This window comes from Halopseudomonas aestusnigri, assembly GCF_002197985.1.
GTDB lineage: Bacteria > Pseudomonadota > Gammaproteobacteria > Pseudomonadales > Pseudomonadaceae > Halopseudomonas > Halopseudomonas aestusnigri.
On the sequence record NZ_NBYK01000003.1, the window covers coordinates 225,618 to 251,809 of the forward strand.

Below are 26,192 nucleotides of genomic sequence, written 5' to 3' on the forward strand. Positions count from 1 at the left end.
TGCCGGCGGGGAGTCGCAGAACTCGGGGCTGCGCCCCTCAAACATGCTGCGACTCTTTTTCCCGCCAGCCCTGCGCTACTCGCCCGCGTAAACGGGACGAACCCCGGTGCGCACTCCACCATCAGAGCATTCGGTTTATCGCGCTGGAAAAGCGGATCGCATCACACCCGGACTCGCGCGATGAACCATCTTGTTACCCTGAGAACTCAATGGCTCGAGCGATCCATCGGCGTCGGGTACTGCTGGTGCAGGCGCGCCAAGTGGGCATCCTTGTCGGTCCACAGCTGGTTGACCCAGGCTTGAAACTCGGCGCGAAAGGCTTCGTCTTCCTGGTAGTTGCGGCCGAGAAATGCTGCCGGAATCGGCTTGAGTTCAAGGTGCATGACCACGTGCCTGACCTTGCCGCACAGCAGGTCCCAGAAGCTTGGGTTGCCGTCGGGGTAGTGGATGGTGATATCCAGCAGCGAGCGCAGTTGCTCGCCCATGGCATCAAGCACAAAGGCGACACCGCCGGACTTGGGTTTGAGCAGGTAGGTGAAAGGGGACTGTTGTTGCTGGTGCTTGGCCGGTGTCAGGCGGGTGCCCTCAAGGAAGTTGAACACCGCAACCGGGGTGGTCTTGAATTTTTCGCAGGCCTTGCGGGTGGTTGCCAGGTCCTGGCCGGCCTTTTCCGGGTGCTTGGCCAGGTAGGCCTTGGTGTAGCGCTTCATGAACGGGAAATCGAGCGCCCACCAGCACAGGCCGATGATGGGGACCCAGATCAATTCCTGTTTGAGGAAGAACTTGAGCATCGGCATATGGCGATTGAGTACATGCTGCAGAGCCAGAATATCCACCCAGCTCTGGTGGTTGCTGGTGACCAGATACCAGCCGTTGTAGTCGAGCCGCTCCAGCCCTTCGATATCCCAGCGGGTGCGCCCGCTGAGCGCCATCCAGCCGCTGTTGCAGCTGATCCAGAACTCGGCGATGCGGATCATCACCCGGGTGCACCAGGTGCGCAGGGGCGGTATCGGCACCAGTTTGATCAGTGCGAAGACGAAGAGAATCGGCGCGTGAATCAGGGTGTTCAGCACCAGCAGCAGGGCAGCAATAATGCCACGCACGGGGGCAGGCAGAAACGACAGCATGGGTTGGCTCGTCCAGGGGCCGCCGGCGGGCGGCCGTGTTATGGGTTACTCGTTGTTGTAGGCCTGGATCGCGGTTAATGCAATGGTGTAGACGATATCGTCGACCAGCGCGCCGCGTGACAGGTCGTTCACCGGCTTGCGCAGGCCCTGCAGCATGGGGCCGACGCTGACCACGTTGGCGCTGCGCTGCACTGCCTTGTAGGTGGTGTTGCCGGTGTTCAGGTCAGGGAACACGAATACCGTTGCCTGTCCGGCCACCGGGCTGTCCGGCGCCTTCTGGCGGCCGACGCTGGCGATGGCGGCGGCATCATACTGGAGTGGGCCGTCCAGCAACAGTCCGGGCTCCCGCTCGCGGGCCAGGCGGGTCGCCTCGCGGACCTTTTCTACCTCGCTGCCACTGCCGGAGCTGCCGGTCGAGTAGCTGATCATGGCGACCCGTGCGGGGATGCCAAAGGCTTCTGCCGACCGGGCACTCTGAATGGCGATTTCGGCCAGTTCCTCGGCATTGGGCTCGGGGTTGACCGCGCAGTCGCCGTAGACCAGCACCTGCTCGGGCAGCAGCATGAAAAAGATCGACGACACCAGGTTGTAACCGGGGGCGGTCTTGATCAACTGAAAGGCCGGGCGAATGGTGTTGGCGGTGGTGTGGATGGCGCCGGATACCAGTCCGTCGACCTCGTCCAGTGCCAGCATCATGGTGCCCAGCACCACGTTGTCTTCCAGCTGTTGCAGCGCCATTGGCTCGTTCAGGCCCTTGCCTTCGCGCAGCTTGACCATGGGCGCCACGTAGCGCTCGCGCACCTGGTCGGGGTCGACGATCTGCAGGCCCTCCGGCAGGCTTATGTGCTGGGCGCGGGCAACGGCTTCAACCGACTCGCGCTTGGCCAGCAGAATGCAGTTGGCGATGCCGCGGCGCTGGCAGATGGCAGCGGCCTGTACGGTACGCGGCTCGTCGCCCTCAGGCAGCACGATGGTCTTGGCTGCATGCTGGGCCTGGCGCACCAGTTCGTAGCGGAAGGCTGGTGGCGACATGCGCTTCTCACGTGGAGTATCGCAGCGCTTGGCCAGCCAGACGTGGTCGATATGGCTGGCAACAAAATCGGTCACCTTATTGGCGCGCTCGCGATCATCAATCGGAATCTCGCGGTTCATGCGGTCGAGCTGGGTGGCGGTGGCAAAGGTGTCAGTCGGCACGCCCAGAATCGGCAGGCCCTGATCCAGAGCCGGCTGGCACAGTTGGATGACGCGCGGGTTGGGTTCAAAGCCGCCGGTCAGCAACAGGCCGGCCAGCGGTGTGCCGGACAGTGCCGCCAGCGAGCTGGCAATGATGATGTCGTCGCGATCACCAGGGGTGACGATCAATGCACCCGGGCGCAGCAGATGAATGATGTTGGGAACGGTGCGCGAGCACAGCGCCATTTCCATCACCCGGCGTTGCTGCATCTCGCCGGCGTGGAAGGTGGTCGCCTTGAGCAGCTCGGCAATATCGGCGGTGCGCGGCGCGTTCAGCTCGTCCTGCCAGGGCACGCAACCGATCAGGCGGAAGTCGTCGGTATCCAGTCGGCTGGATGCCTCGCGCAGACTCTGGGCGAAGTCCTTGAGTGTGCTTTTGAGTGTCGGCCGGTCGGGAATGTCGGTCGCGGTATCGGTCGCCAGTGCCCGTACCTTGTTGATGATGACGCCAAGCACCTTGGGGTGTTTGGGGCCGCCGAAGGTTTGGGCATTGATCTCGATTCGGTCTGCCAGGGTGGTGAAGTCGTCGCCGTCAGGGGCGGTCACCAGAATCACGTCGGCGTCCAGGCTCTTGGCCAGTTGCTGATTGATCTGCGCGGCGTAGTTGCTCTGGCGGGTAGGGACCATTCCTTCAACCACCACCACATCGGCACCCTCGGCTGCCTGCTGGTAGCGGCTGACAATCTCCTCCAGTACCTCGTCCAGCTCGCCCATGGCCAACTGGTGCTCAACCTGCGCCAGCGGCATGGCCGGCGGTGGCGACAACCCCAGGGTGCGGCTGATCAGTTCGCTGGAGCGCTCCGGGCCGTCGTCCCCGGGGTGCGGCTGGGCGATGGGCTTGAGAAAGTGCACCTTTAGGCCGGTCCGTTCCAGCGCCCGGATCAGGCCGAGGCTGGTGGAGGTCAGGCCGACACCGAAGCCGGTCGGCGCGACGAAAAACGTGTGCAGGCTCATGCCGTTTGGCTCCTTGGCTGGGTATCGAGCAGATCCAGGCTTTCCTCGGCTATCTGGCGCTCCTCATCGGTGGGAATCACCAGAATGGCCGGCGACCCTTTTGCCTCGATGCGACCTGCCTGGCCGCGCGGCAGTGCGCTGTTGTTGTCCGGATCGATGCGCAGGCCCAGTACCGCCAGGTGCTTGAGGGTCAGTGCGCGGGTCAGCGCTGAGTTCTCGCCGATGCCGCCGGTAAAGATCAGACCGTCGATACGCGGCAGGGCAACCGACAGGCCGGCCAGCGAGCGAGCCAGGCGGTAGCAGAAGACTTCGATCGCCAACTGCGCGCCGCTATGGCCGTCGGCGCGGGCCTGCTCCAGCTCACGCATGTCGTTGGACAGCCCGGACAGGCCGAGCAGTCCGCTCTCGCGGTTGAGCAGCTGCTCGATACGGCTCAGGTCCCAGCCCAGGGTGCGGGCCAGATGGGCGTGCAGGTTGGGGTCAACGTCGCCGCTGCGGGTGCCCATGACCAGGCCCTCAAGGGGCGTCAGACCCATGCTGGTGTCCATGCTGCTTCCGTCCAGCACGGCGCAGCTGGAGCAGCCATTGCCAAGATGGGCAGTCAGCCAGGCACCGTTGCCCTTGCCGAGACCGGTCAGCAGACCGGCCTGATCGCTGACGTATTTGTGGCTGGTGCCGTGAAAGCCGTAACGGCGTACGCCGTGCACGGCGTACAGCTCGTCGGGCAGCGCGTAGCGGAAGGCGTGCGGCGGCATAGTCTGGTGAAATGCCGTATCGAACACCGCAACCTGCGGCGTCTGCGGCAGCAACTGCATGGCGGCGCGGATACCGGTCAGGTTGGCCGGATTATGCAATGGTGCCAGTGGGACGTTGGCTTCGATGCCGGCGATGATGTCGTCGTTGAGCAGCTGGGCGCTGGTGAAGCGCTCTCCGCCATGGACCACCCGATGGCCGACCGCACTGAGCGGTCGATCAAGATGGCGCTCAACCATTGGTAACAGGGCGTTCAGTGCATCCAGATGGGTAGCGTTGGCGAGCTCGCCGCGCTCACCGTCAGAGGTGGTGTAGCAGGCCTGCGAGGTGTTCAGTCGCTCGGCGATGGCGTCGAACAGTGCGCCCGGTGTGTCTTCGCGGCGCAGCGCCATCTTGATGGAGGAGCTGCCTCCGTTGATGACCAGGACCAGTCTGTTTGTCATGGGATTGTGCGAGTTCCTTTCAGCCGGATGTCATCTATGGACCGCCGGATATCGATTGCGTTCGGCTATCTTCCGGTGACCCACTGGTCGGGTCAAGCCGTGCGTTTCGGTGCCATAACGCGTACACTCGAGCCTCTTATACCCTCAATCACAGGAAAGAGATTATGCAGATTGCCGCCAACAAGGCCGTGTCCATCGACTACACCCTGACCAATGACGATGGCGAAGTGCTGGATTCGTCCGTCGGTGGTGCGCCGCTGGTTTACCTGCACGGTGCCGGCAATATCATTCCGGGCCTGGAAAAGGCGCTGGAAGGCAAGGCGGCCGGTGACGACGTCAAAGTAACCGTCGAGCCGGAAGAGGCCTATGGCGAGTTCAACGCCGAGCTGATCGCCGTGCTGGGTCGCAACATGTTTGAAGGTGTCGACGAGCTGGAAGTCGGCATGCAGTTCCACGCCTCCGGTCCGGACGGCAGCATGCAGATCGTCACCATCAAGGCGCTGGAAGGTGATGAAGTCACCGTCGACGGCAACCACCCGCTGGCTGGCGAGCGTCTGACCTTTGAAGTGAAGGTTGTCGCGGTACGTGACGCCAACGAAGAAGAAATCGCCCACGGTCATATCCACGGCGAAGGCGGTCATCACCACTAAGTGGTAATGGCAGCATGAGAACCGGGCCCTGGCCCGGTTTTTTTATGCCTGCCGGAACGCGCTGCTGCTTTCTGCTGATTGATTATTATCAGTGGTATTTATATTGGTGATTTTGCTCTATCAGGTAAAGTTGACCGGTCGTATAGTGCTCGGCATGAACACGATTCAAGATAAGCGCGCACGCATTCTCGCCTCTGGTACCAGCGTCATGCTGCGCAAGGGCTATAACGGCACTGGCGTGCAGGAGATTACCCAGGGGGCCGGTGTGCCGAAGGGGTCTTTCTATCATTACTTCGAGAGTAAGGAAGACTTCGCCATTCAGGCGCTGCACTACTACTACACGCCGCGTATCGAGCGTTTTGCCGATGCCCTGAGTGTGCCCGAGCTGTCGCCGCGCGAACGCGTTCTGCGTTGCTATCGTGATCTGGTTGGGTATTTCGCCAACCAGGAACAGCCCAGTCATCAGTGTTTCATTGGCAGCCTGTGTCATGAAATGGCGGAGGAAAGCCAGCCGATAGGCTATGCCGCCAGTGCCATCCTGCAGCGTTCCAATCAGGTGCTGGCTGACTGTCTGGCCCAAGCGCAGTCCGCAGGCGAGATTGCGGCTGATCAGAATCCGGCGGAACTGGCCGGGTTTATCAGCGCTGCCTGGGAGGGTGCCCTGTTGCGCATGAAGGCGGATCGTCAGATCGGTCCCTTGCGCGTGTTCATTCAGCAGCTGGAGCGTCTGCTTCAGCCCTGAAAGCTATTTCATCAAGACAAGACGACTGGTCAGCTCGCGTGCTGGCAGGCGCTCCGGTCTGTCCCCCGTTCAGGAGATTATGTATGTCCACAGCCGTAACCCCGCTGTTCAAGCCCTTCACTCTGGGCAATCTGGAGCTGTCCAACCGCATCGTGATGGCGCCCATGACCCGTAACTTCTCGCCCAAGGGCGTGCCGAATCAGGCGGTGGTCGACTACTACCGTCGCCGCGCCGAGTCCGGTGTCGGTCTGATCATCACCGAAGGCACCGTGGTGGATCACGTAGCGGCCAACGGCTACCCGAATGTGCCGCACTTCTATGGTGCCGAGGCGCTGGCCGGCTGGAAGCAGGTTGTTGATGCCGTGCACGCCGCCGGCGGCAAGATTGCGCCGCAATTGTGGCACGTCGGCAACGTCCGTCGCCTCGGCACCGAGCCGGATGGGGATGTGCCCGGTTACGGTCCGATGGAAAAGCAGAAGGATGGCAAGGTGCTGGTCAAGGGTATGACCCAGCAGGACATCGACGACGTGGTTGCGGCGTTTGCCAAGGCAGCCAAGGACGCCAAGGATGTTGGCTTTGACGCCATCGAACTGCACGGCGCGCATGGTTACCTGATCGACCAGTTCTTCTGGGAAGGTACCAACCAGCGTGATGACCAGTACGGCGGCAGCATGGAGAACCGTGGTCGCTTCGCCGTGGAGATCATCAAGGCAGTGCGCGCCGCTGTCGGCCCTGACTATCCGATCATCTTCCGTTTCTCCCAGTGGAAGCAGCAGGACTACACCGCGCGCCTGGCCCCGACCCCCGAGCTGCTGGAGCAGTTCCTGGCGCCGCTGTCTGACGCAGGCGTGGACATCTTCCACTGCTCGCAGCGCCGCTTCTGGGAGCCGGAGTTCGAAAGCTCCGAGCTGAACCTGGCTGGTTGGACCCGCAAGATCACCGGCAAGCCGTGCATCACTGTCGGCAGCGTCGGCCTGGATGGCGAGTTCCTGCAGTTTATGGTCAACACCGACAAGGTTGCCCAGACCGCCAATATCGACGGTCTGCTGGAACGTCTGGATGCGGACGAGTTTGATCTGGTTGCGGTTGGCCGCGCGCTGCTGGTTGATCCGCATTGGGCCGACAAGGTGCGCGAAGGTCGCTTCGAAGACATCGCGCCCTTCAGTCGCGACGCGCTCAAGACTCTGGTCTGATTCGCAATGGCAGGCGCCCGGGCTATTTGCTCGGGAGTGCCTGTGTCAGCGCAGGCTGCCGTTCGGCGGCCTGCACAAGATAGCGTTCAAAACGCGTTACCACCGCACTCCAGTCCAGCTGGCAGGCCTTATGACGGGCATGCAGGCGAATGCTGCGACGTCCTTCCTGATCCGCCGTCAACCAGCGCAGATTATCGATGAATACCCGGTCATGCGCGGGCGGCGCCAGGCTGCCGCTGTAGCGGTCCTGAATGTGCTGATGGGCTGCGGCGGTATCAAAGGCGCAGACCGCCAGCCCCGACGCCATGGCCTCGGTGACAACATTGCCGAAGGTTTCGGTCAGACTGGGAAAGACAAAAATATCGGCGCTGGCATAGATTCGGGCCAACTCGTCACCCGTTCTGGCGCCGGTGAAGATCGCCTCCGGCAGCTGTTTCTGCAGATCGGCAAGGGAGGGGCCATCGCCAGCAACGACCAGCTTCAGGTGGCTGTCTCGGGCGCTCTTCCTGGCTTCTTTCCATGCGCTTACGAGCAGCTCGGGGTTCTTTTCCGGTGACAGGCGGCCGACATGCAGCAGTACCAGGTCATCCGGGCCAACACCCCAGCTGGCGCGCAGAGTGACGTCTCGGCGTGCCGGATGAAAGCGCTCGCAATCGACCCCGCGACCCAGCAGCCCCAGGTGATTCAGGCCCAGCCGGCTCAGCTCTCGCTGCTGGGTTGAGCTGGCAACCAGGGTGGTCTGGCTCTGGTTGTGAAACCAGCGCAGATAGCGCATGGCGGGCGCGTGCAGCAGACCGAGGTGAAAGTGGTCACTGTATTGCTGGAAATTGGTGTGAAAACCGCTGACTACCGCAATGCCGAGCCGTCGGGCGGTGCGCAGGGCAGACCAGCCCAGTGGGCCTTCGGTTGCAATATAGACGGCGTCCGGTCGGGCCTGGCGCCAGAGTCGGGTGAGCAGGCGCCCGGCTGGCAGGCCCCATTGCAGGGACGGGTAACCGGGAATCGGCAAGCCGCTGACCCGGTGTTCCTCCAGGTTGCCCTGTGCGGAGCTGCCCGGTTGCTCGCCGCCCTGTGCCGGCCGGATCAGCTGCAACTGGTGCTGGCGCCCGAGCAGGCCGCTGCATAGCTGGCCAAGGGTGTTGGCCACACCATTGATCTGGGGTGGGTAGGTTTCTGTGACCAGCGCGAAGCGCCGGGCAGGGGCGAGGAATGTTGTCATGCTCCGAGTATGGTGAGCAGGCATGATCGCCGTGTTACATCGGTGTGACCATTTTATGAATCGCGTTGCTGGCGCTCACGTACCCACAGCAGCGTGGAGCCAGCGACGGCTGCGGGCATTACCAGCAGGTTCACCAGCGGTATCAGCATGCCAACGTAGACCGGCAGGCCGAAGCCGAGTGACAGGCTGCGGCGGGTCTGCATCCAGCGCAGCATGTCGGGGAAGCCGACCTTGTCGTTATCGGCCTGGTAGTCGACGTATTGCACGGCCATCATCCAGACCCCGAAGGCCAGCAACAGCGGCGATGCAATCAGGTTGACCACCGGTATCAGTGACAGCAGCAAAAGAGCGGCCATGCGTGGCAGGTAATAGGCCAGTTTGCGCAGTTCGCGACCAACGCTGTGCGGAATCACGGCGATGACGTCTTTCCAGCCTGTCTGCGGGCTGACTTCATTGCGCTCCTGCTCGGCAATTTTTTCCGCGAGAAAGCCGTAGAAGGGGGAGGCAATGATATTGGCCAGCACACTGAAGCCGAAAAACAGCAGTAGCAGGACCACCAGTGCAAACATCGGCCACAGCAGCCATTCGACAAAGGCGGCCCAGTCCGGGAGCTGTGGCATGAGTCTGGCCATCAGCAGGTTGAACTGCTGGATTCCCCAGCCGATGAGCGCGGCGAACAGCAGCAGGTTGGCTATCAGCGGGATGATCACAAAGCGCCGCAGCCCGGGTTGCCTGATGACCTGCCAGCCTTCCTTGAGGTAATCGGGGCCACGTAGTACATCCGTTACTTGCTTCATTGGTGCGGGTCCTGATGGAAACGTGTCTTGCAGAAATGTGCAGTGCTTCGCCGGGTACTATAGGGGTAAACTATTTGGCTGATACAGTCTTTGCAATTTCCACTTGTTTCAGGTCGCTATAAGCTGCGGCCTGTATTGCTCTGGAGGGTTGGATGAGCGTTCTGGTCAATCGTTCCGCGCCGGATTTCGTTGCTCCGGCGGTATTGGCTGATGGCAGCATTGTCGAGCACTTTGATTTCTCGACGCTGCGCGGCAAGTACGTGGTGATGTTCTTCTGGCCGCTGGATTTCACCTTCGTCTGCCCCTCGGAGATCATTGCCCATAACAACCGTATGGACAAATTCCGTGCGCTGGGCGCAGAGGTTGTCGGTGTTTCCGTGGACTCGCAGTTCACCCATTACGCCTGGCGTAATACCCCGGTGGAAAAGGGCGGCATTGGCCCGGTCGAGTTCACCATGGTCGCCGACGTCAAGCACGAGATTACCCGTGCCTACGGGGTGGAGCATGAAGATGGCGTTGCCCTGCGGGCGTCGTTCCTGATCGACCGCGACGGCATCGTCCAGCATCAGGTGGTGAACAATCTGGCGCTGGGCCGTGAAGTGGATGAAATGATTCGCCTGATCGAGGCGCTGCAATTTACCGAAGAGCACGGTGAAGTGTGCCCGGCTGGCTGGCGCAAGGGCCAGAAAGGTATGCAGGAGAGCGCCGAAGGCGTTGCCCGCTATCTGGCTGAGCACGCTGCCGAGCTTTGATCAACTGACTGGTTTTGGGGCAGTCGCTGCTGTTCAGGGTTCCCCTTACCCTCGGCTGCCCGTTTTATTCTTGCCGCCAGCGTGCTGGCGAAACTGGAGGTTTACATGTCTGAAGTGCGTCACATTCGCCTGATCATCCTGGGCTCTGGCCCGGCGGGCTACAGCGCTGCCGTTTACGCTGCGCGCGCCAACCTCAATCCGGTGCTGATCACCGGCATGCAGATGGGCGGGCAACTGACCACCACGACAGAAGTGGACAACTGGCCGGGCGACGTTGCCGGTGTCCAGGGGCCGGAGCTGATGGAGCGCATGCGTCAGCATGCCGAACGCTTCGAGACCGAGATCGTGTTCGATCACATCAACAAGGTGGACCTGACCCAGCGTCCGTTCACCCTGTGGGGTGACAGCGGTGAGTACAAGTGTGATGCGCTGATCATCGCCACCGGCGCGTCGGCCCGTTACATCGGCCTGCCGTCGGAGGAAGCGTTCATGGGCAAGGGCGTGTCTGCCTGCGCTACCTGTGACGGCTTCTTTTACCGCAATCAGGATGTCGCCGTGATCGGTGGTGGTAATACTGCCGTGGAAGAGGCGCTGTATCTGGCCAATATCGCCAAAAAGGTAACGCTGGTACATCGCCGCGATACCTTCCGCGCCGAGAAGATTCTGATCGACAAGCTGATGGCTCGTGTTGCCGAGGGCAAGATCGAACTCAAGCTCAACGCCACGCTGGACGAAGTGCTGGGTGACGACAGCGGTGTGACCGGCATGCGCATCGCGCTTAACGCCGGCGGCACCGAAGATATCGCCCTGGCTGGCGTGTTTGTCGCCATCGGCCATACCCCCAACACCGGTCTGTTCGAAGGTCAGCTGGAGATGAAAGACGGCTACCTGAAGATCAAGAGCGGTACCGAAGGCAACGCCACCCAGACCAACATCCCGGGCGTCTTCGCCGCCGGTGACGTGGCCGACCACATCTACCGTCAGGCCATCACCTCGGCCGGCGCTGGCTGTATGGCGGCGCTGGATGCAGAGCGCTTCCTCGACGCGATGTAAGCGCTGGTTCACAATGAAAGCCCCGCGTCAGCGGGGTTTTTTATTGAGCGACAGGTACCCTGCAGGGAGGCGCATTTGACAGATTGGCTGGTGGTAATCGGACTGACCCTGATGGCCGGCATGGCAATGCCCGCCGGGGCCCTGCTGGCCGGGGTGGAGCGGGTGCGGCCCAAGTGGCTGGACCAGGAGCTGCGCCACGGCATCATCGCCTTTGGCGGTGGTGCATTGCTGTCTGCGGTCGCGCTGGTGCTGGTGCCCGAGGGTATTGCCAAGTTTGATGCACTGGCTTCGGCCAGCTGTTTTATCGTTGGTGGGCTGGCGTTCATGTGGCTGGATATTGCCCTCTACCGCAACAAGACGCCGGCCAGCCAGATGGCCGCAATGCTGTCCGACTTTGTGCCCGAGTCGATTGCCCTCGGCGCGGCCTTTGCTGCCGGGGGCAACAGCGGGTTGCTGCTGGCCTGCCTGATGGCGCTGCAGAATCTGCCTGAAGGGTTTAATGCCTGCCGAGAGCTGCGGGCCAGTACGCATTACCGAACCCGTCGCATTGCCAAGGGCTTTGCCCTGATGGCCCTGCTAGGCCCGTTGTTCGGGTTGCTTGGGTTTGGCTGGTTGTCGGCCTATCCTGAGGCGGTGGCGGCAGTCATGCTGTTTGCCGCCGGCGGCATCTGTTATTCAGTGTTCCAGGATATTGCCCCGCAGGCGAAGCTGGAACGCAAGTGGGCCCCGCCAATGGGCGCGGTGCTCGGATTTGTGCTCGGCATGGTCGGGCACCAGTTGACGATGGGGTGAGCGCGGCGAAGATCGTCGAGCGGTTTTCGGTCAGTTGGGCTCGGCTTCGAGTCTTATGAAAAGGACGAACTACATGAAATCACGTTATTTGATGGTGGCAGCATCGCTTTCGCTTGCCACTACAGCCTCGGCTAGCAGCTTTATTGGTACCACTGATGCCATCGGCTCCTCGCTGGCCAACAGTGCCGAGTCGAGCAGCAATGTCACTACCGGTGGGAACGACAAGGTAGTGCTGCAGGCGCGTGACGATGCGGCCAGCTTTGTTGCCAGCGATGGTGCGATCCGCGGTGTACACCTGGAGGCTGCGCTGGCGCATTTGCGTGCTCAGCAGCCAGCGACGCTGGCCACTGATATGCAGCTGGCCGAGGATATTCTGGCCCGTTGAGCAAAGTGTTGACCGGCTTGCCGTGTCGGTTTGCCTTGCTGCTGGCGCTGATCTGGAGTGTTCAGATCAGCGCCGCCTTGCGATTGGAGCCCGAGCTGGCAGGGCTTACTTCGCAGCAGCAACGCTTTACATACGACCTGCTCGAACAGGTCGACGAACGCCTGCCGCCGCGCCTGAAGGAGCAGCTTGATCAGATCGTCAGAGTGCGCTGGACAGGCGACCTCAAGCCGCGCGTGATGGGGCGCGCGACCTTTAACCATGAAATTCTGCTGAGCGCGCGCCTGCTGGTTGATCAGGACGAGTCGTTGGCGCAGCGCACTCTGGTGCATGAGCTGGCGCACCTCTATGATCGGTTGGTGCCGGCCGGTCTCGACTGGCGCTGCGCTGCGCGGCTGCACGCTCAGGGCCCGGTTGGGTTGCCGCCTCACTGTCGCGGGCAGGCCGAACGGCGCTTCCGGTTACGCGATGATCCGCGATTACTGGATCTGGCCGGCTGGCCCGAGCGGGTCGGTGACCGTGGTCGGCGTGAGCGTGAAAATCGCCAGTTGCTGCGCTCACCTGATGCCTATGAGTTAAGCAGTCCTGCCGAATTCGTCGCGGTTAATACCGAGTACTTCCTGCTGGATCCGAGTTATGGGTGTCGGCGGCCAGCTCTCTATCGGTTTTTTGTTGAACACTTTGACTGGGCGCCCTTCGATACTCGCTGCGCTGATATCTATCCATACCTGAACGCGGGGGCCGATAAGCACCAGTCGCTGCTCGGATGGCTCGATCCCGAGCGGGTGTACGCGGTGCATTATCTGTTGGCGGAGCCGGAACAAACCCTCGCCAGTCGTTGGGGCCACAGTATGCTGCGTTTGGTGGTCTGCGCGCCCGGGCATCCTCGTGGGCCGGACTGCCTGCTCGATCTTGAGCAGGATCTGGTGTTGTCGTTCCGGGCCTACGTTGACGATGTGCAGCTGTCGCATTGGGATGGGCTGGTGGGACAGTACCCGTCGAGGCTGTTTATGCTGCCGTTGGCGCAGGTGGTTGATGAGTACACCAAGCTGGAGTTGCGCTCCCTGCGTTCGGTACCGCTGCAACTGAGTCGTGACGAGATCGAGGGCGTTGTGCAGCAGGCTACCCAGCTGCATTGGGCATATGACGGCCGATACTTTTTCATCGGTAACAACTGTGCGGTCGAGACGCTCAAGTTGTTGCGTACCGGCAGTCGTAGCGAACGTCTGATTGATCTCGAAAGCCAGACACCGATCGGCCTGCTGCAGTTGCTCGAAGCGCGCGGGGTGGCAAACGCCAGCGTGCTGGCTGATGCGACCGAAGCGCTGCGCCTGGGCTATCGATTCGATTCCTATGCTGAACGCTATCGGTCGATATTCGCGCTCTTGCGCGAGCGACTGGGGCTTCAGGTCACGGGGTTTGAGCAGTGGCTGGCGCTGCCTCCCGAGGCGCGTGCGCGGTGGTTTGCTCACGCCGATTTGCGTTCGACGGCGGCGTTATTGCTGCTTGAGCAGGCAGCATTGCGACGGCAGCTTCTTGAGGCACAGCACGCCCTGAAGGTGCGTTATCTGCGTGGTGCCGATAGCGAGGAGAGTGTGCGCGCCGCTGGAGAGCTGGTTGCAACACTGCTTCGCGCACGTGGATTTCTCAGCCGTCCTGCGGATTTGCTGGCTGAGGGTTATGGTCTGCCGCAGCCGGAAGAGTGGCAGGCGTTGAGTCAGCTTGGCGATCAGCGCAAGAACGTATTGCTGGGGTTGGAAGGCCGGCTGGAATCGGTATTGCCCGCGCTGCTGTCGGCTGAGCAGCAGCAACGCCTGGCGGCCGGGCAGCGTAATCTTGAACGGCTGCATGCGCAGGTCCGACGACTGAAAAGCGTTGAGAAATAACCGGGAGAGAATGTGCTGAAATCCATTCGTTGGGAACGAATGGTGCCCCGAGGGAGAATCGAACTCCCACTCTGTCACCAGAAACGGATTTTGAATCCGCCGCGTCTACCAATTCCGCCATCGGGGCAATGCAAGTGCGTACGAGCGTACGCTGGCTGGCGCGGAGTATACGGAGCCCGAACGGTCTCGGTCAATCCTGTGCGCGCTGGCTGATCGCCGTGGCAGCGGTTTTCGGCTACCATAGCCGCCTTTCTCAGGTAACTCCGGACATCCTCCTTGCATGCGTCTCAGTGACTTTCATTTCGACCTGCCCGATGAGCTGATCGCACGGCATCCGCTGGCCGAGCGGCGCGCCAGTCGGTTGTTGTGCCTCGACGGGCCGACCGGCCAGCTGGCTCACCGTCAATTTGTCGATCTGCTCGAGTATCTGCGCCCCGGCGATTTGATGGTGTTCAACAATACCCGGGTGATTCCGGCCCGCCTGTTTGGTCGCAAGGAGACCGGCGGTGCGCTGGAAGTGCTGGTTGAACGAGTAGTCGACGAGTTTCGGGTGCTGGCGCACATTCGTTCCAGCAAATCCCCCAAGCCGGGCAGTCGTATTCTGATCGATGGTGGCGCCGAGGCCGAGATGGTGGCACGCCATGATGCGCTGTTCGAGCTGCGTTTTGCCGAGCCGGTATTGCCGTTGCTGCAGCGCGTCGGTCACATGCCGCTGCCGCCCTACATCGATCGCCCTGATGATGAGGCGGACCGCGAGCGCTATCAGACTGTGTATGCCAAGCGCGAAGGTGCCGTAGCGGCGCCGACCGCCGGGCTGCATTTCGATCGACCGCTGCTCGATGCCATCGCCGAGTTGGGCGTGGAGACGGCGGAGGTCACCCTGCATGTCGGCGCGGGTACGTTCCAGCCTGTGCGGGTCGACAAGATCGAAGAGCACGTCATGCATCAGGAGTGGCTGGAGGTTACGCCCGAGGTTGTGGCTGCGGTTGAGGCCTGCAAGGCGCGCGGCGGGCGGGTGATCGCGGTGGGCACCACCAGTGTGCGCTCGCTCGAGTCGGCTGCTCGCGATGGCGTGCTAAAGCCCTTCAGTGGCGACACCGACATCTTTCTGTATCCGGGCAAGCCGTTTCATGTGGTGGACGCGCTGGTCACCAACTTCCACTTGCCCGAGTCGACCCTGCTGATGCTGGTGTCGGCGTTTGCCGGTTATCCCGAGGCCATGGCTGCCTATCGTGCAGCGGTGGCCGAAAAGTACCGTTTTTTCAGTTACGGTGATGCGATGTTCATCACCCGCAATCCGGCCCCGACCGGGCCTGAGGTATCGTCATGAGTCACATGTCCTTTGAACTGCTTGCCACCGATGGCAGGGCGCGCCGTGGTCGGCTGACCTTCCCCCGCGGGGTGGTCGAGACGCCGGCCTTTATGCCGGTGGGCACCTACGGCACGGTAAAGGGCATGCTGCCGCGCGATATCGAGGCGATCGGCGCGCAGATCATTCTCGGCAACACCTTCCATCTGTGGCTGCGCCCGGGGACCGAGGTAATCCGCAAGCACGGTGATCTGCACGATTTCATGCAATGGCAGGGGCCGATTCTGACCGACTCCGGCGGCTTTCAGGTGTTCAGTCTGGGTGCCATGCGCAAGATCAAGGAGGAGGGGGTGTACTTCTCCTCGCCGGTTGATGGCGCCAAGGTGTTCATGGGGCCGGAAGAATCCATGCAGGTGCAGCGCGCGCTGGGTTCGGACATCGTCATGATCTTTGATGAGTGCACGCCCTATCCGGCGGATCTGGATACCGCTCGCCGCTCGATGGAACTGTCGCTGCGCTGGGCCAAGCGCTCCAAACAGGCGCATGGCGACAACCCGTCAGCGCTGTTCGGCATCATTCAGGGCGGTATGCACGAAGAGTTGCGCTTGCGCTCGCTGGAAGGGTTGAGCGAGATCGGTTTTGACGGACTGGCGATCGGTGGTCTGTCGGTCGGCGAGCCGAAGGAAGAAATGATCCGCGTGCTGGATTTTCTGCCGGGTCACATGCCGCCGGAAAAACCCCGTTACCTGATGGGAGTAGGCAAACCCGAGGATCTGGTAGAAGGTGTGCGCCGCGGCGTGGACATGTTCGACTGCGTGATGCCCAGCCGCAATGCGCGCAACGGGCACCTGTTCACCGAGGCGGGCGTGATCAAGATCCGCAACGCGGTACATCGCCACGATGAGTCGCCGCTGGATCCGGCCTGTGATTGCTACACCTGCCAGCACTTCTCCCGCGCCTATCTGCATCACCTGGACAAGTGCGGCGAAATGCTCGGCAGCATGCTCAATACCATCCATAACCTGCGGCATTATCAGCGGCTTATGGCAGGTTTGCGCGGTGCCATTCAACAGGGTACATTGACCGCCTTTGTGGAAAACTTCTACGCCAAACTGGGCCGGCCGGTACCGCCGCTTGAGCCTTGAATGGCGGCCGGAGCGCCCCCATAACCGATTTTTCGCAGTTCAATAACAGGAGCGTCACATGAGCTTTTTCATCCCCGCCGCCATGGCACAGTCTGCAGGTGGCGCCGCACCGGCGGGTACCGGTTTTGAGTGGATCTTTCTGATCGGCTTCGTGGTCATCTTCTATCTGATGATCTGGCGCCCCCAGGCCAAGCGTGCCAAAGAGCACAAGAACCTGCTGGCCGGCCTGTCGACCGGTGATGAAGTAGTAACCGGTGGCGGCATTCTGGGCAAGGTCAAGAAAGTGACCGACGAGTTCGTCGTGCTGGAAGTGGGTGATAGCCAGGAACTGAAATTCCAGAAAGGCTCCATTGTTGCTGTCCTGCCCAAGGGCACGCTGAAAGCCATCTAATTACCTCGCAGACCCCGTTCCGGGCGCCCATCAGGCGCCCGGACTGCTATCAGGCCCTGATATGCTCAACCGTTATCCCCTCTGGAAATACCTGCTGATCGTGACCGTGCTTGCACTGGGCGTGATCTATGCGTTGCCGAACCTTTATCCCGACGACCCTGCCATTCAGATCTCCGGTGCCAGCTCCACTCAGGTCATCGATCAGGCTGATCTTGACCGCATTGAGCAGGCGCTGGCTGCAGCCAATCTGCCGACCAAGGGCACCGAACTGGGTACCAACGGCCGCTCCGGCCTGGTGCGTCTGGTTAATCGCAGTGATCAGTTGAAGGCGCAGGATGTTGTCCGTGACGCGCTCGGCGCGCGCTATGTTGTGGCGCAAAACCTGGCGCAGACCACGCCGGACTGGCTGTCTGCCATTGGTGCCGGCCCCATGACGCTGGGTCTGGATCTGTCCGGTGGTGTGCACTTCCTGCTGCAGGTCGACATGGATAAGGCCATCGAGTCCCGGGTCAATGTCTACCAAAGTGAGCTGCGGGGCCTGATGCGCACTGAGGGGATTCGCTATCGCAGTCTGCCGACCCAGGGCAACACCCTGCAGTTCGGCTTTGCCGACGAAGACCAGCGCAGTGAAGCCCGTCGCCTGATTGCCGGCAAGTACAACCAGTTTGTGACTGCCAATGCCGAGCTCAAGGATCAGGCTGTATTGCAGCTGACCCTGTCCGAGGCCGAAGTGGCTGCGATTCGCGACTACGCGGTGCAGCAGAACCTGACTACCGTGCGTAACCGGGTCAACGAGCTGGGGGTGGCTGAGCCGCTGGTGCAGCGTCAGGGTGCCAACCGTATCGTGGTGGAGTTGCCGGGCGTGCAGGATACCGCTGAGGCCAAGCGGGTTCTGGGCAAGACGGCCAACCTGGAGTTCCGCCTGGCGGCCGAGCCGGATGCGCCGCGCGCAACCACCGAGTCCTTTGCGTTCCGCAGTGCAGAAGGGCGTACGGCCGACGTTGAGCGCAGCATCATCATTACCGGTGACCAGGTCACCGACGCCCGTTCCAACTACGACGAGAACGGTCGCCCGCAGGTCAATATCAACCTCGACAGCCACGGCGGCGAGTTGATGAACCGTGCCACCCGCAGCAATATCGGCCGCGGCATGGCTGTGCTGTTCATTGAACAGCGGCAGGTCAACCGCAAGGTTATGCAGGAAGTTGATGGTGTGATGCAGGAGGTCGAGATTCCGGCTTTCGTCGAGGAAAAATCGATTATCAGCCTGGCCACCATCCAGAGCGCGCTGGGCAATCAGTTCCGCATCACCGGTCTGGACTCGCCGGCTGAGGCCTCCGAACTGGCGCTGCTGCTGCGCGCCGGTGGTCTGGCGGCGCCGATGCACTTCGTTGAAGAGCGTACGATCGGCCCGAGCCTGGGGGCAGAGAATATCGCCAAGGGTGTGACTGCCACTCAGGTCGGCTTTGCCCTGGTGCTGGTGTTCATGGTGCTGGTCTATCGCGCCTTTGGCGTGTTTGCCGGTATCGCATTGAGCTTTAACCTGGTGCTGCTGCTGGCGCTGATGTCGATGCTCGGTGCCACTCTGACCCTGCCGGGTATCGCCGGTATCGTGCTGACGCTGGGTATGGCGGTGGATGCCAACGTGCTGATCTTCTCCCGTATCAAGGAAGAGATCGCCAACGGCATGTCGCCACAGCGTGCGGTGCATGAAGGCTTTGACAAGGCATTTTCAGCCATCGTGGACGGTAACCTGACTACCCTGTTGGTCGGGGTCATTCTGTTTGCCATGGGCTCCGGTCCGATCAAGGGCTTCGCCGTAACCCTGTCGCTGGGGATTGTGACCTCCATGTTCAGTGCCATCCTGGTGACTCGCGCATTGGTCAATCTGACCGTTGGCGGTCGCGACATCAAAAAGCTCTGGCTGTGAGGAAACACTGATGAATATTCGTAAAACCATTAATTTCCTCCGCCTGCGCAAGTTCTTCTATGTTGTTGCCGTTGCGCTGATGCTGGCATCGGTCGGCAGCCTGGCGGTCAAGCAGTTGAACCTGGGTCTGGACTTCACCGGCGGTGCGCTGGTGGAGCTGAACTACAGCGAGGCGGCGGATCTTGAAGCCATTCGTGCCACGTTACGCGAGAATGGCTGGGGCGATGCCGTGGTGCAGAACTTCGGCGCCTCTACCGACGTGCTGATCCGTCTGCCTAGCGATGACCCGAATCTGGGTAACCAGGTGGCCCAGATGATCAAGACCACCGATGGCAGTGATGTATCGGTCAAGCGGGTCGAGTTTATCGGTCCGCAGGTGGGTGAAGAGCTGCGTGATCAGGGCGGTCTGGGTATGCTGGTGGCGATCGCCGGCATCCTGCTGTATGTCTCTCTGCGCTTCCAGATGAAGTTCGCGGTGGCGGCGATTCTGGCGCTGGTCCACGACGTGATCTTTACCCTCGGGGTGTTTTCGTATTTCGGGATTTCGTTTGACCTGACGGTGCTCGCGGCCATTCTGGCAGTGATCGGCTACTCGCTGAACGACACCATCGTGGTGTTCGACCGGGTGCGTGAGAACATGCGTCTGATGCGCCAGACCGAGCTAACCGAAATCATCAACATCTCGACCACCCAGACGCTCGGTCGAACCATGGCCACCTCGTTCTCGACCATCCTGGTGCTGCTGGCGCTGTTCTGGTTCGGTGGTGAGAATATTCACGGCTTCGCCACGGCGCTGCTGATCGGTGTGGGTGTGGGTACCTATTCCTCCATCTATATCGCCGGTGGTCTGCTGGTGACCATGAAACTCACCCGGGATGATCTCATTCCGCCGCAGGTGGAAGAGGCGGTCGACGATCGGCCCTGAGCGCCGGCTTCGCCGGCGCAGCGGCAAGCCTCAAGAGGTAAGCTTCAAGCCGCAAGCTACAAGCTACAAGCTACAAGCTACAAGCTACAAGCTACAAGCGGCAAGAAAACCCGCGTCGGAACTGAATCCGGCGCGGGTTTTTTTGTTTTGGGTTGGCTTGAAGCTTACGGCTTGTAGCTTGCAGCTCAAAAAAAGGCCCACACCGGTCAGGATGTGGGCCTTTTTGTTCTGCCCCGTACGGCCAGCTTGCCGCTTGAGGCTTGCAGCTTGCGACTGGGCGTTACATTTTCATCCCGGGCGTCAGGTGCGGCTGGATGGCGGTCAGCACGGCCTTGAAGCACTTGGGGTTGCCCGCGACGATGTGGCCCTTGTCGAGGAACTGGTGGCCGCCGCTGAAGTCGCTGACCAGGCCGCCAGCTTCCTGGATCAGCAGGGCGCCGGCTGCCATGTCCCACTCGGCAAGGCCAAATTCCCAGAAGGCATCGAAGCGGCCGGCGGCAACATAGGCCAAGTCCAGGCTGGCAGCGCCTGCGCGGCGAATGCCGGCCGTCTGGCCGACCAGGCTGCGGAACATGCCGAGGTAGTTATCCAGCGAGTCGACCTGATTGGCCCGGAATGGGAAGCCGGTGCCGAGCAGGGCGCCGTCCAGTGACTTGCGGTTGCTGACGCGCAGGCGGCGACCGTTCAGTGCTGCGCCACGGCCACGGCTGGCGGTGAATTCTTCCTGACGAATGGGGTCCAGAATGACGGCATGCTCGATGCGGCCCTTGACCCGGCAGGCGATGCTGACGGCGAAATGCGGTACGCCGCGAATGAAGTTGGTGGTGCCGTCCAGCGGGTCGATGATCCAGACGGTGTCGGCGCCGTCGCCGTGGCCGGGCTGGAAGCCGCTTTCTTCTGCCTGGATGCTGTGATCCGGATAGGCTTTGCGCAACTGGCTGATGATCGCCTGCTCGGCGGCGCGGTCGACTTCCGAAACATAATCGCGCGCGTCCTTTTCGTCCACGGCGAGCACATCGAGGCGTTCCATGGAACGGTAAATGAGCTCTCCTGCGCTGCGCGCGGCACGCAGGGCGATGTTCAGCATAGGCTGCATATGGGGTATGTCTCTGTCGGAAGATGAAAAGCCGAACATTGTAGCAGAGTTGAAAATGAACAGAAATGCGTCATGGCTATCAGGTCCCAGCTTTTGTAAGATGCAGGGTCCCATTTTTGGCTTGAAGGTGTCGCTGTGCTGAAGAACGTGCGTGTGGTGTTGGTCAACACCAGTCATCCTGGCAACATCGGCGGCGCCGCTCGGGCCATGAAGAATATGGGATTGTCCGAGCTGGTGCTGGTTGATCCCGAGCGCTTCCCCGATCCTGATGCGGTTTCTCGCGCCTCAGGTGCGGACGATGTGCTGGCCAATGCAAGAATTGTCGCGACACTGGAAGAAGCCATCGCCGATTGCTCGCTGGTGCTCGGCACCAGTGCCCGCGATCGCCGCATTCCCTGGCCGGTGCTGGATCCGCGTGAATCCGCTGACAAGGTGCTGGATCAGCTTGAGCAGCTGCCGGATGCGCAAATCGCACTGGTGTTTGGTCGTGAGGACTCCGGTCTGACCACCGATGAGCTGCAGCGTTGCCAGTATCATGTGCATATCCCCTCGATGCCGGACTTCAGCTCGCTGAATCTGGCGGCAGCCGTGCAGGTGCTGGCCTACGAGCTGCGTATGCAGGGTTTGCAGCGTGAGGGTGCGCCGACCAAGATGCACAAGGTCGAAACCACCGCTGTTTTCAACGAGATTCCGGCGACCGCAGGCGAGCTGGAGCAGTTTTATCAGCATCTGGAGCAGGTGCTGGTTGAAATCGGCTTCCACGACCCTCAGAAACCACGGCAGCTGATGCCGCGCTTGCGCCGCCTGTACGGGCGGGTCCATTTGAATCGAATGGAGATGAACATCCTGCGCGGCATCCTGACCGAAACCCAGAAGGCCGTCGGCGTGAAAGCAGCCGGCGAGCGGAGATCCTGACCATGTTTGATCGCATGAAAGAAGATATCGCCAGTGTATTCCACCGTGACCCTGCCGCGCGCAACACGCTGGAAGTGCTGACCTGTTATCCCGGCTTGCATGCGGTCTGGTTGCATCGGGTGTCGCACGCTCTTTGGGTGCGCCGTGCCTTCCTTTTGGCGCGCATGCTGTCGCACTTCGCCCGCTGGCTGACCGGCATCGAGATTCATCCCGGAGCCAAGATCGGTCGTCGCTTCTTTATCGATCACGGCTTTGGTGTGGTGATTGGTGAAACCACCGAGATCGGCAATGACGTTACGCTTTATCAGGGTGTAACGCTGGGTGGTACCAGCTGGGATCAGGGCAAGCGTCACCCGACGCTGGAGGACGGCGTCGTTGTCGGCGCCGGTGCCAAGGTGCTGGGGCCGTTTACCGTCGGCGCCGGTGCCAAGATTGGCTCCAATGCTGTTGTAACCAAGGCAGTGCCGGCTGGTGCGACCGCGGTCGGCATTCCCGGGCGCATTATTCCTAAGGATCCGGAGCCTTCCGCCGAGTGCGAGCAGCAGGCCAACCGTCAGGCCATGGCGGAAAAGCTCGGCTTCGATGCCTATGGCGTCAGTCGCGATATGCCGGATCCGGTGGCGCGTGCGATCGGGCAGATGCTGGATCATATGCATGCGGTAGACAGTCGTCTCGAGGGCATGTGCAAGGCATTGAGTGAGCTGGGCAGTGATTATTGCGCCAAGGAGCTGCCGGCGCTTGGCGGTGAGGATTTTGATCTGCTCAAGGATGACGAGACGGATGTAGCGGCAACCGATGCCACTACTGAGAAGCCTTGACGGAGTTGCTGATGAATCAGCCGATTTACCTGGATTACGCTGCGACAACGCCGGTTGATCCGCGGGTCGCCGAGAAGATGGTGGCGTGTCTGACCATGGATGGCAATTTTGCCAATCCGGCGTCCCGCTCTCACGTATACGGCTGGAAGGCCGAAGAAGCGGTTGAGAACGCCCGTCGCCAGGTGGCTGATCTGGTGGGTGCCGACCCGCGCGAGATTGTCTGGACCTCCGGTGCCACCGAGTCGAATAACCTGGCGATCAAGGGTATGGCGCATGCCTTGCAGGCCAGGGGGCGCCATCTGATTACCTCGAAGATCGAACACAAGGCAGTGATTGACTGCTTCAAGTTGCTTGAGCAGGAAGGCTTTGAGGTCACCTGGCTTGAGCCGGGAGCGGCGGGTGTCATTACGCCCGAGCAGCTCAAGGCTGCAATGCGTGACGACACCGTGCTGGTGTCGCTGATGCACGTCAACAACGAGATCGGTACGATCAACGATATTCAGGCCCTTGGTGAGGTTGCCCATGCCGCCGGGGCGGTGTTTCATGTCGATGCGGCGCAGTCGACCGGCAAGCTGACAATCGACCTGCAGACTCTGCCGGTTGATCTGATGTCCTTCAGCGCTCACAAGACCTATGGGCCAAAAGGCATCGGTGCGCTGTTTGTGCGCCGAACCCTGATGCCCAAGCCGCAGGCGCAGATGCATGGTGGCGGTCACGAGCGCGGGCTGCGCTCCGGTACCCTGGCGACCCATCAGATCGTGGGTATGGGCGAAGCCTTCGAGCTGGCCGGCAAGCTGATGAAAGACGAGGGGGCGCGAATTGCCGCTCTGCATGACGCGCTGCTCAAGGGCCTGGCCGGGCTGGACGGCGTCAGCCTCAATGGCAGCGCGGAACAGCGGGTGCCGCACAACCTCAATCTGGCCTTCGCCGGCGTTGACGGTGAGCTGCTGTTGCTGGCACTCAAGGATCTGGCGTTGTCGACCGGCTCCGCCTGTACCTCTGCCGCGGTCGAGCCCTCCTATGTGCTGCGCGGGATTGGTCTGAGCGACGAGCTGGCGCACAGTTCCATTCGTCTGTCACTCGGGCGCTTCACCTCCGAGCAGGACGTGCAGCGGGCTGGTGAAATCATTTGTCAGGTGGTAACGCGCCTGCGTGCCAGCTGACGGTTCGCCGTCAGCTACGCTGCTGTTATCTATTTGTCTTTAACCTGCGTATAATCCGCAGGTTAACCATCTTTTGTAATTCTATTCTGTAACTACCTCTCTGGAGAGTTTTATGGCCGTTGAACGTACCCTGTCCATCATCAAGCCCGATGCCGTTGCCAAAAACGTCATTGGTCAGATCCTGACCCGTTTCGAGCAGGCTGGTCTGCGCGTTGTTGCTGCCAAGATGGTTCAGCTGTCCCAGGCCGATGCCGAAGGTTTCTACGCCGAGCACAAAGAGCGTCCTTTCTTCAAGGATCTGGTTGGCTTCATGACCTCTGGTCCGGTTGTTGTTCAGGTTCTGGAAGGCGAAGGCGCCGTTCTGAAAAACCGTGAACTGATGGGCGCTACCAACCCGAAGGAAGCTGCTGCCGGTACTATCCGCGCCGACTTCGCCGAGTCCATCGATGCCAACGCGGTTCACGGCTCCGACTCCACCACTTCCGCTGCGCGCGAAGTGGCCTATTTCTTCGCCGAAACCGAACTCTGCCCGCGCTAAGGCCGGGTCGGGTTATCTCAGCCGAGTGATGTGATCGCCATGACCGATACCACCAGCAAGACCAATCTGCTGGGTCTGACACAGCAGAAACTGGAAGCTTTCTTCGAAGTATTGGGAGAAAAGCGTTTTCGTGCCGGCCAGGTCATGAAATGGATGCATCACTATGGCGTGGACAACTTCGATGACATGACCAATATCGGCAAGGCCCTGCGCGAGAAGCTCAAGGCCACCGCCGAAATTCGCGGTCCCGAGGTTGTCAGCGAAGATATTTCCCGCGACGGCACACGCAAGTGGGTCGTCCGGGTTGCCTCGGGCAGTTGCGTCGAGACGGTGTACATTCCGCAAAACGGGCGCGGCACCCTGTGTGTGTCGTCTCAGGCGGGCTGTGCGCTGGATTGCAGCTTCTGCTCGACCGGCAAGCAGGGTTTCAACAGCGATCTGACCGTGGCCGAAATCATTGGCCAGGTGTGGATCGCCAGCAAGTCCTTCGGTTCTGTTCCTGCCACCGCCGATCGTGCGGTCACCAACGTGGTGATGATGGGCATGGGCGAACCGCTACTGAATTTTGACAACGTTGTGGATGCCATGACGTTGATGATGGACGATCTCGGTTACGGTATCTCCAAGCGCAAGGTGACGCTGTCTACCTCCGGGGTAGTACCGATGATCGAGAAGCTCGCCGAGAAGGTGGACGTTGCCCTGGCGCTGTCGTTGCACGCGCCGAATAACGCCTTGCGCAACCAGCTGGTGCCGCTGAACAAGAAGTATCCGCTGGAAGTCTTGCTGCCGGCCTGCAAAAGTTACATCGCCGGGCTTGGCGAGAAGCGCTCGCTGACGGTCGAGTACACCCTGCTCAAAGGGGTCAACGACCAGCCCGAGCATGCGGCCGAAATGATCGAGCTGCTGCGCGATATTCCGTGCAAGATCAATTTGATCCCGTTCAATCCCTTCCCGCATTCCGGCTACGAGCGGCCGAGCAACAACGCCATTCGCCGTTTTCAGGACATGTTGCACCAGGCCGGTTACAACGTCACTGTGCGCACCACGCGTGGGGAAGATATCGATGCGGCCTGCGGACAACTGGTCGGGCAGGTTATGGATCGCACCCGCCGAAGCGAGCGCTACATTGCGGTACGCCAGTTGGCAACAGACGCAACCGAGACCGCGCCGTCCACGACGCGGCACACAGCAGGTTAACCACTCAGGCCGGAAAAGGATGTTGACATGAGCAAGCCAAGCGCCGCGATCTTGATCTTCTGTCTGCTGCTGGCGGGCTGTGTCAGCACGGGGCAAAACGGCCGCAAGGTTGATCCGGCCGCTGCCCGTGATGCCTACGTCCAACTGGGTATCGGTTATCTGCAGAAAGGTGAAACCGAGCGTGCCAAGCAGCCGCTGAGTGAAGCGCTGAAGCTGGATCCCCGGTCGGCATCGGCGAATATGGTGCTGGCGCTGGTGTTTCAGCAGGAAGGCGAGTACGACGCTGCCGAAAAGCACTTTCGGACTGCGCTTGCCAGTGAGCCGGATAACGCCCGGCTGCTGAACAACTACGGTGCGTTTCTGCTTGACCGCGAGCGCTACCAGGAAGCTCTCGAGTATTTCAACAAGGCCGCAGCCGATACGCTTTACAGCGAACGCTCGCGCGTATTCGAGAACCTGGGTATCGCCTATCTGCGCATGGGTAATATCGATGCCGCCCGCGAGAATCTCGAGCGCTCCCTGCGGCTGAACATCCGTCAGCCGCGTGCGTTGCTGGAGCTGGCGCAGATCGAGTTTGCTGAAGGCAACTTTGTGCCCGCGTGGAATCACTATCGTCGCTTCGACCAGTTGTCCGAGCAGAATGCCGCCAGCCTCTGGCTGGGTGTGCGCCTGGCGCGTCGATTCGAAGATCACAGCAAGGCTGCCAGCTATGCGCTGCAGCTCAAACGTCTCTATCCCAACAGTCCTGAAGCCCGCGCGCTTGTGGAGTCCGAAAAGTCATGAGTTCCG

At 61.1% G+C, this 26,192-nt stretch carries 25 protein-coding genes and 1 tRNA gene; 19 read left to right on the plus strand and 7 right to left on the minus strand.

What is annotated here, in order from left to right; genetic code table 11:
- Window positions 1-206 precede the first annotated feature (206 nt).
- Genes B7O88_RS07200 through B7O88_RS07210 form a run of 3 tightly spaced genes read right to left on the minus strand, consistent with a single transcriptional unit; the run spans window position 207 to window position 4,510 of the window.
- The gene (locus B7O88_RS07200; RefSeq protein ID WP_088274685.1) at window positions 207-1,127 is read right to left on the minus strand and encodes an acyltransferase; all 921 of its coding nucleotides are present in this window, start codon (window positions 1,125-1,127) and stop codon (window positions 207-209) included.
- A gap of 45 nt (window positions 1,128-1,172) precedes the next feature.
- The gene (gene pta, locus B7O88_RS07205) at window positions 1,173-3,308 is read right to left on the minus strand and encodes a phosphate acetyltransferase (RefSeq protein ID WP_088274901.1); all 2,136 of its coding nucleotides are present in this window, start codon (window positions 3,306-3,308) and stop codon (window positions 1,173-1,175) included.
- 2 nt (window positions 3,309-3,310) lie between these two features.
- Window positions 3,311-4,510: an acetate/propionate family kinase gene (locus B7O88_RS07210; RefSeq protein ID WP_088274687.1), complete on the minus strand. Its 1,200-nt coding sequence runs from the start codon at window positions 4,508-4,510 to the stop codon at window positions 3,311-3,313.
- Window positions 4,511-4,674: 164 nt separating this feature from the next.
- Between B7O88_RS07210 and B7O88_RS07215 the strand changes: the two genes are divergently transcribed.
- The 3 genes from B7O88_RS07215 to B7O88_RS07225 all read left to right on the plus strand — a co-directional run bounded on the left by B7O88_RS07215 (window position 4,675) and on the right by B7O88_RS07225 (window position 7,095).
- A complete protein-coding gene (locus tag B7O88_RS07215) occupies window positions 4,675-5,160 on the plus strand; it encodes an FKBP-type peptidyl-prolyl cis-trans isomerase (RefSeq protein ID WP_088274689.1) in 486 nt (161 codons plus the stop codon).
- Window positions 5,161-5,314: 154 nt separating this feature from the next.
- On the plus strand, window positions 5,315-5,902 hold the full coding sequence (locus B7O88_RS07220) for a TetR/AcrR family transcriptional regulator (protein WP_088274903.1): 588 nt from the start codon (window positions 5,315-5,317) through the stop codon (window positions 5,900-5,902).
- An 83-nt stretch (window positions 5,903-5,985) separates the two neighbouring features.
- Complete coding sequence (locus B7O88_RS07225; RefSeq protein WP_088274691.1) at window positions 5,986-7,095, plus strand: NADH:flavin oxidoreductase; 1,110 nt, start codon at window positions 5,986-5,988, stop codon at window positions 7,093-7,095.
- A 22-nt stretch (window positions 7,096-7,117) separates the two neighbouring features.
- Here B7O88_RS07225 and B7O88_RS07230 read toward each other — a convergent pair whose 3' ends face one another.
- Window positions 7,118-8,314 carry a glycosyltransferase family 4 protein gene (locus B7O88_RS07230; RefSeq protein ID WP_088274693.1) on the minus strand — a complete coding sequence of 399 codons (1,197 nt, stop codon included), beginning with the start codon at window positions 8,312-8,314 and terminating at the stop codon, window positions 7,118-7,120.
- A 53-nt stretch (window positions 8,315-8,367) separates the two neighbouring features.
- Window positions 8,368-9,111, minus strand: coding sequence for a sulfate transporter CysZ (cysZ, locus tag B7O88_RS07235; protein WP_088274695.1), 744 nt, complete (start codon window positions 9,109-9,111; stop codon window positions 8,368-8,370).
- A gap of 152 nt (window positions 9,112-9,263) precedes the next feature.
- Between cysZ and B7O88_RS07240 the strand changes: the two genes are divergently transcribed.
- From B7O88_RS07240 to B7O88_RS07260, 5 genes are all read left to right on the plus strand, one after another.
- The gene (locus tag B7O88_RS07240; RefSeq protein WP_088274697.1) at window positions 9,264-9,863 is read left to right on the plus strand and encodes a peroxiredoxin; all 600 of its coding nucleotides are present in this window, start codon (window positions 9,264-9,266) and stop codon (window positions 9,861-9,863) included.
- A 105-nt stretch (window positions 9,864-9,968) separates the two neighbouring features.
- Window positions 9,969-10,916 carry a thioredoxin-disulfide reductase gene (gene trxB / locus B7O88_RS07245; protein ID WP_088274699.1) on the plus strand — a complete coding sequence of 316 codons (948 nt, stop codon included), beginning with the start codon at window positions 9,969-9,971 and terminating at the stop codon, window positions 10,914-10,916.
- A gap of 75 nt (window positions 10,917-10,991) precedes the next feature.
- Entirely contained in the window at window positions 10,992-11,708 is a 717-nt protein-coding gene (locus tag B7O88_RS07250; protein WP_200818431.1) for a ZIP family metal transporter, read from the plus strand.
- 73 nt (window positions 11,709-11,781) lie between these two features.
- Window positions 11,782-12,093, plus strand: coding sequence for a DUF2388 domain-containing protein (locus tag B7O88_RS07255; protein WP_088274701.1), 312 nt, complete (start codon window positions 11,782-11,784; stop codon window positions 12,091-12,093).
- A 5-nt stretch (window positions 12,094-12,098) separates the two neighbouring features.
- Window positions 12,099-13,976, plus strand: a complete 1,878-nt coding sequence (locus B7O88_RS07260; RefSeq protein WP_328587508.1) for a DUF7844 domain-containing protein — start codon at window positions 12,099-12,101, stop codon at window positions 13,974-13,976.
- 40 nt (window positions 13,977-14,016) lie between these two features.
- Here B7O88_RS07260 and B7O88_RS07265 read toward each other — a convergent pair.
- Window positions 14,017-14,103: transfer RNA gene (locus B7O88_RS07265), tRNA-Leu, on the minus strand.
- A 153-nt stretch (window positions 14,104-14,256) separates the two neighbouring features.
- Between B7O88_RS07265 and queA the strand changes: the two genes are divergently transcribed.
- The 5 genes from queA (at window position 14,257) to secF (ending at window position 19,676) form a co-directional block, all read left to right on the plus strand.
- Entirely contained in the window at window positions 14,257-15,306 is a 1,050-nt protein-coding gene (queA, locus tag B7O88_RS07270; RefSeq protein ID WP_088274703.1) for a tRNA preQ1(34) S-adenosylmethionine ribosyltransferase-isomerase QueA, read from the plus strand.
- A gap of 5 nt (window positions 15,307-15,311) precedes the next feature.
- Window positions 15,312-16,430: a tRNA guanosine(34) transglycosylase Tgt gene (gene tgt / locus B7O88_RS07275; protein WP_172409648.1), complete on the plus strand. Its 1,119-nt coding sequence runs from the start codon at window positions 15,312-15,314 to the stop codon at window positions 16,428-16,430.
- Window positions 16,431-16,488: 58 nt separating this feature from the next.
- Complete coding sequence (gene yajC / locus B7O88_RS07280) at window positions 16,489-16,821, plus strand: preprotein translocase subunit YajC (RefSeq protein ID WP_088274707.1); 333 nt, start codon at window positions 16,489-16,491, stop codon at window positions 16,819-16,821.
- A 61-nt stretch (window positions 16,822-16,882) separates the two neighbouring features.
- Window positions 16,883-18,751, plus strand: coding sequence for a protein translocase subunit SecD (gene secD, locus B7O88_RS07285; RefSeq protein WP_088274709.1), 1,869 nt, complete (start codon window positions 16,883-16,885; stop codon window positions 18,749-18,751).
- Between the two features lie 10 nt (window positions 18,752-18,761).
- A complete protein-coding gene (secF, locus tag B7O88_RS07290; protein WP_172409647.1) occupies window positions 18,762-19,676 on the plus strand; it encodes a protein translocase subunit SecF in 915 nt (304 codons plus the stop codon).
- Between the two features lie 280 nt (window positions 19,677-19,956).
- Here the strand turns inward: secF and suhB are convergent, their stop codons facing one another.
- Window positions 19,957-20,772 carry a type III secretion system regulator SuhB gene (gene suhB, locus B7O88_RS07295; protein WP_088274711.1) on the minus strand — a complete coding sequence of 272 codons (816 nt, stop codon included), beginning with the start codon at window positions 20,770-20,772 and terminating at the stop codon, window positions 19,957-19,959.
- Window positions 20,773-20,907: 135 nt separating this feature from the next.
- On the opposite strand from suhB, the gene trmJ reads away from it, so the two are divergent.
- From trmJ to pilW, 6 genes are all read left to right on the plus strand, one after another.
- Window positions 20,908-21,687 carry a tRNA (cytosine(32)/uridine(32)-2'-O)-methyltransferase TrmJ gene (gene trmJ / locus B7O88_RS07300; protein WP_088274713.1) on the plus strand — a complete coding sequence of 260 codons (780 nt, stop codon included), beginning with the start codon at window positions 20,908-20,910 and terminating at the stop codon, window positions 21,685-21,687.
- A 2-nt stretch (window positions 21,688-21,689) separates the two neighbouring features.
- Window positions 21,690-22,505 carry a serine O-acetyltransferase gene (cysE, locus tag B7O88_RS07305; protein WP_088274715.1) on the plus strand — a complete coding sequence of 272 codons (816 nt, stop codon included), beginning with the start codon at window positions 21,690-21,692 and terminating at the stop codon, window positions 22,503-22,505.
- A gap of 11 nt (window positions 22,506-22,516) precedes the next feature.
- The gene (locus tag B7O88_RS07310; protein WP_088274717.1) at window positions 22,517-23,668 is read left to right on the plus strand and encodes an IscS subfamily cysteine desulfurase; all 1,152 of its coding nucleotides are present in this window, start codon (window positions 22,517-22,519) and stop codon (window positions 23,666-23,668) included.
- A 112-nt stretch (window positions 23,669-23,780) separates the two neighbouring features.
- Window positions 23,781-24,206 carry a nucleoside-diphosphate kinase gene (ndk, locus tag B7O88_RS07315; protein WP_088274719.1) on the plus strand — a complete coding sequence of 142 codons (426 nt, stop codon included), beginning with the start codon at window positions 23,781-23,783 and terminating at the stop codon, window positions 24,204-24,206.
- A gap of 39 nt (window positions 24,207-24,245) precedes the next feature.
- A complete protein-coding gene (rlmN, locus tag B7O88_RS07320; protein WP_088274910.1) occupies window positions 24,246-25,403 on the plus strand; it encodes a dual-specificity RNA methyltransferase RlmN in 1,158 nt (385 codons plus the stop codon).
- A gap of 27 nt (window positions 25,404-25,430) precedes the next feature.
- Entirely contained in the window at window positions 25,431-26,186 is a 756-nt protein-coding gene (pilW, locus tag B7O88_RS07325) for a type IV pilus biogenesis/stability protein PilW (RefSeq protein ID WP_088274721.1), read from the plus strand.
- Window positions 26,187-26,192 lie beyond the last annotated feature (6 nt).

What these genes read in the sequence shown, in the direction of transcription:
- B7O88_RS07200 (WP_088274685.1), bottom strand. Translation starts at nt 1,127, where the DNA reads ATGCTGTCGTTTCTGCCTGCCCCCGTGCGTGGCATTATTGCTGCCCTG.
- B7O88_RS07210 (WP_088274687.1), bottom strand. Translation starts at nt 4,510, where the DNA reads ATGACAAACAGACTGGTCCTGGTCATCAACGGAGGCAGCTCCTCCATC.
- B7O88_RS07215 (WP_088274689.1), top strand. Translation starts at nt 4,675, where the DNA reads ATGCAGATTGCCGCCAACAAGGCCGTGTCCATCGACTACACCCTGACC.
- B7O88_RS07220 (WP_088274903.1), top strand. Translation starts at nt 5,315, where the DNA reads ATGAACACGATTCAAGATAAGCGCGCACGCATTCTCGCCTCTGGTACC.
- B7O88_RS07225 (WP_088274691.1), top strand. Translation starts at nt 5,986, where the DNA reads ATGTCCACAGCCGTAACCCCGCTGTTCAAGCCCTTCACTCTGGGCAAT.
- B7O88_RS07230 (WP_088274693.1), bottom strand. Translation starts at nt 8,314, where the DNA reads ATGACAACATTCCTCGCCCCTGCCCGGCGCTTCGCGCTGGTCACAGAA.
- cysZ (WP_088274695.1), bottom strand. Translation starts at nt 9,111, where the DNA reads ATGAAGCAAGTAACGGATGTACTACGTGGCCCCGATTACCTCAAGGAA.
- B7O88_RS07240 (WP_088274697.1), top strand. Translation starts at nt 9,264, where the DNA reads ATGAGCGTTCTGGTCAATCGTTCCGCGCCGGATTTCGTTGCTCCGGCG.
- trxB (WP_088274699.1), top strand. Translation starts at nt 9,969, where the DNA reads ATGTCTGAAGTGCGTCACATTCGCCTGATCATCCTGGGCTCTGGCCCG.
- B7O88_RS07255 (WP_088274701.1), top strand. Translation starts at nt 11,782, where the DNA reads ATGAAATCACGTTATTTGATGGTGGCAGCATCGCTTTCGCTTGCCACT.
- queA (WP_088274703.1), top strand. Translation starts at nt 14,257, where the DNA reads ATGCGTCTCAGTGACTTTCATTTCGACCTGCCCGATGAGCTGATCGCA.
- tgt (WP_172409648.1), top strand. Translation starts at nt 15,312, where the DNA reads ATGTCCTTTGAACTGCTTGCCACCGATGGCAGGGCGCGCCGTGGTCGG.
- yajC (WP_088274707.1), top strand. Translation starts at nt 16,489, where the DNA reads ATGAGCTTTTTCATCCCCGCCGCCATGGCACAGTCTGCAGGTGGCGCC.
- secD (WP_088274709.1), top strand. Translation starts at nt 16,883, where the DNA reads ATGCTCAACCGTTATCCCCTCTGGAAATACCTGCTGATCGTGACCGTG.
- secF (WP_172409647.1), top strand. Translation starts at nt 18,762, where the DNA reads ATGAATATTCGTAAAACCATTAATTTCCTCCGCCTGCGCAAGTTCTTC.
- suhB (WP_088274711.1), bottom strand. Translation starts at nt 20,772, where the DNA reads ATGCAGCCTATGCTGAACATCGCCCTGCGTGCCGCGCGCAGCGCAGGA.
- cysE (WP_088274715.1), top strand. Translation starts at nt 21,690, where the DNA reads ATGTTTGATCGCATGAAAGAAGATATCGCCAGTGTATTCCACCGTGAC.
- B7O88_RS07310 (WP_088274717.1), top strand. Translation starts at nt 22,517, where the DNA reads ATGAATCAGCCGATTTACCTGGATTACGCTGCGACAACGCCGGTTGAT.
- ndk (WP_088274719.1), top strand. Translation starts at nt 23,781, where the DNA reads ATGGCCGTTGAACGTACCCTGTCCATCATCAAGCCCGATGCCGTTGCC.
- rlmN (WP_088274910.1), top strand. Translation starts at nt 24,246, where the DNA reads ATGACCGATACCACCAGCAAGACCAATCTGCTGGGTCTGACACAGCAG.
- pilW (WP_088274721.1), top strand. Translation starts at nt 25,431, where the DNA reads ATGAGCAAGCCAAGCGCCGCGATCTTGATCTTCTGTCTGCTGCTGGCG.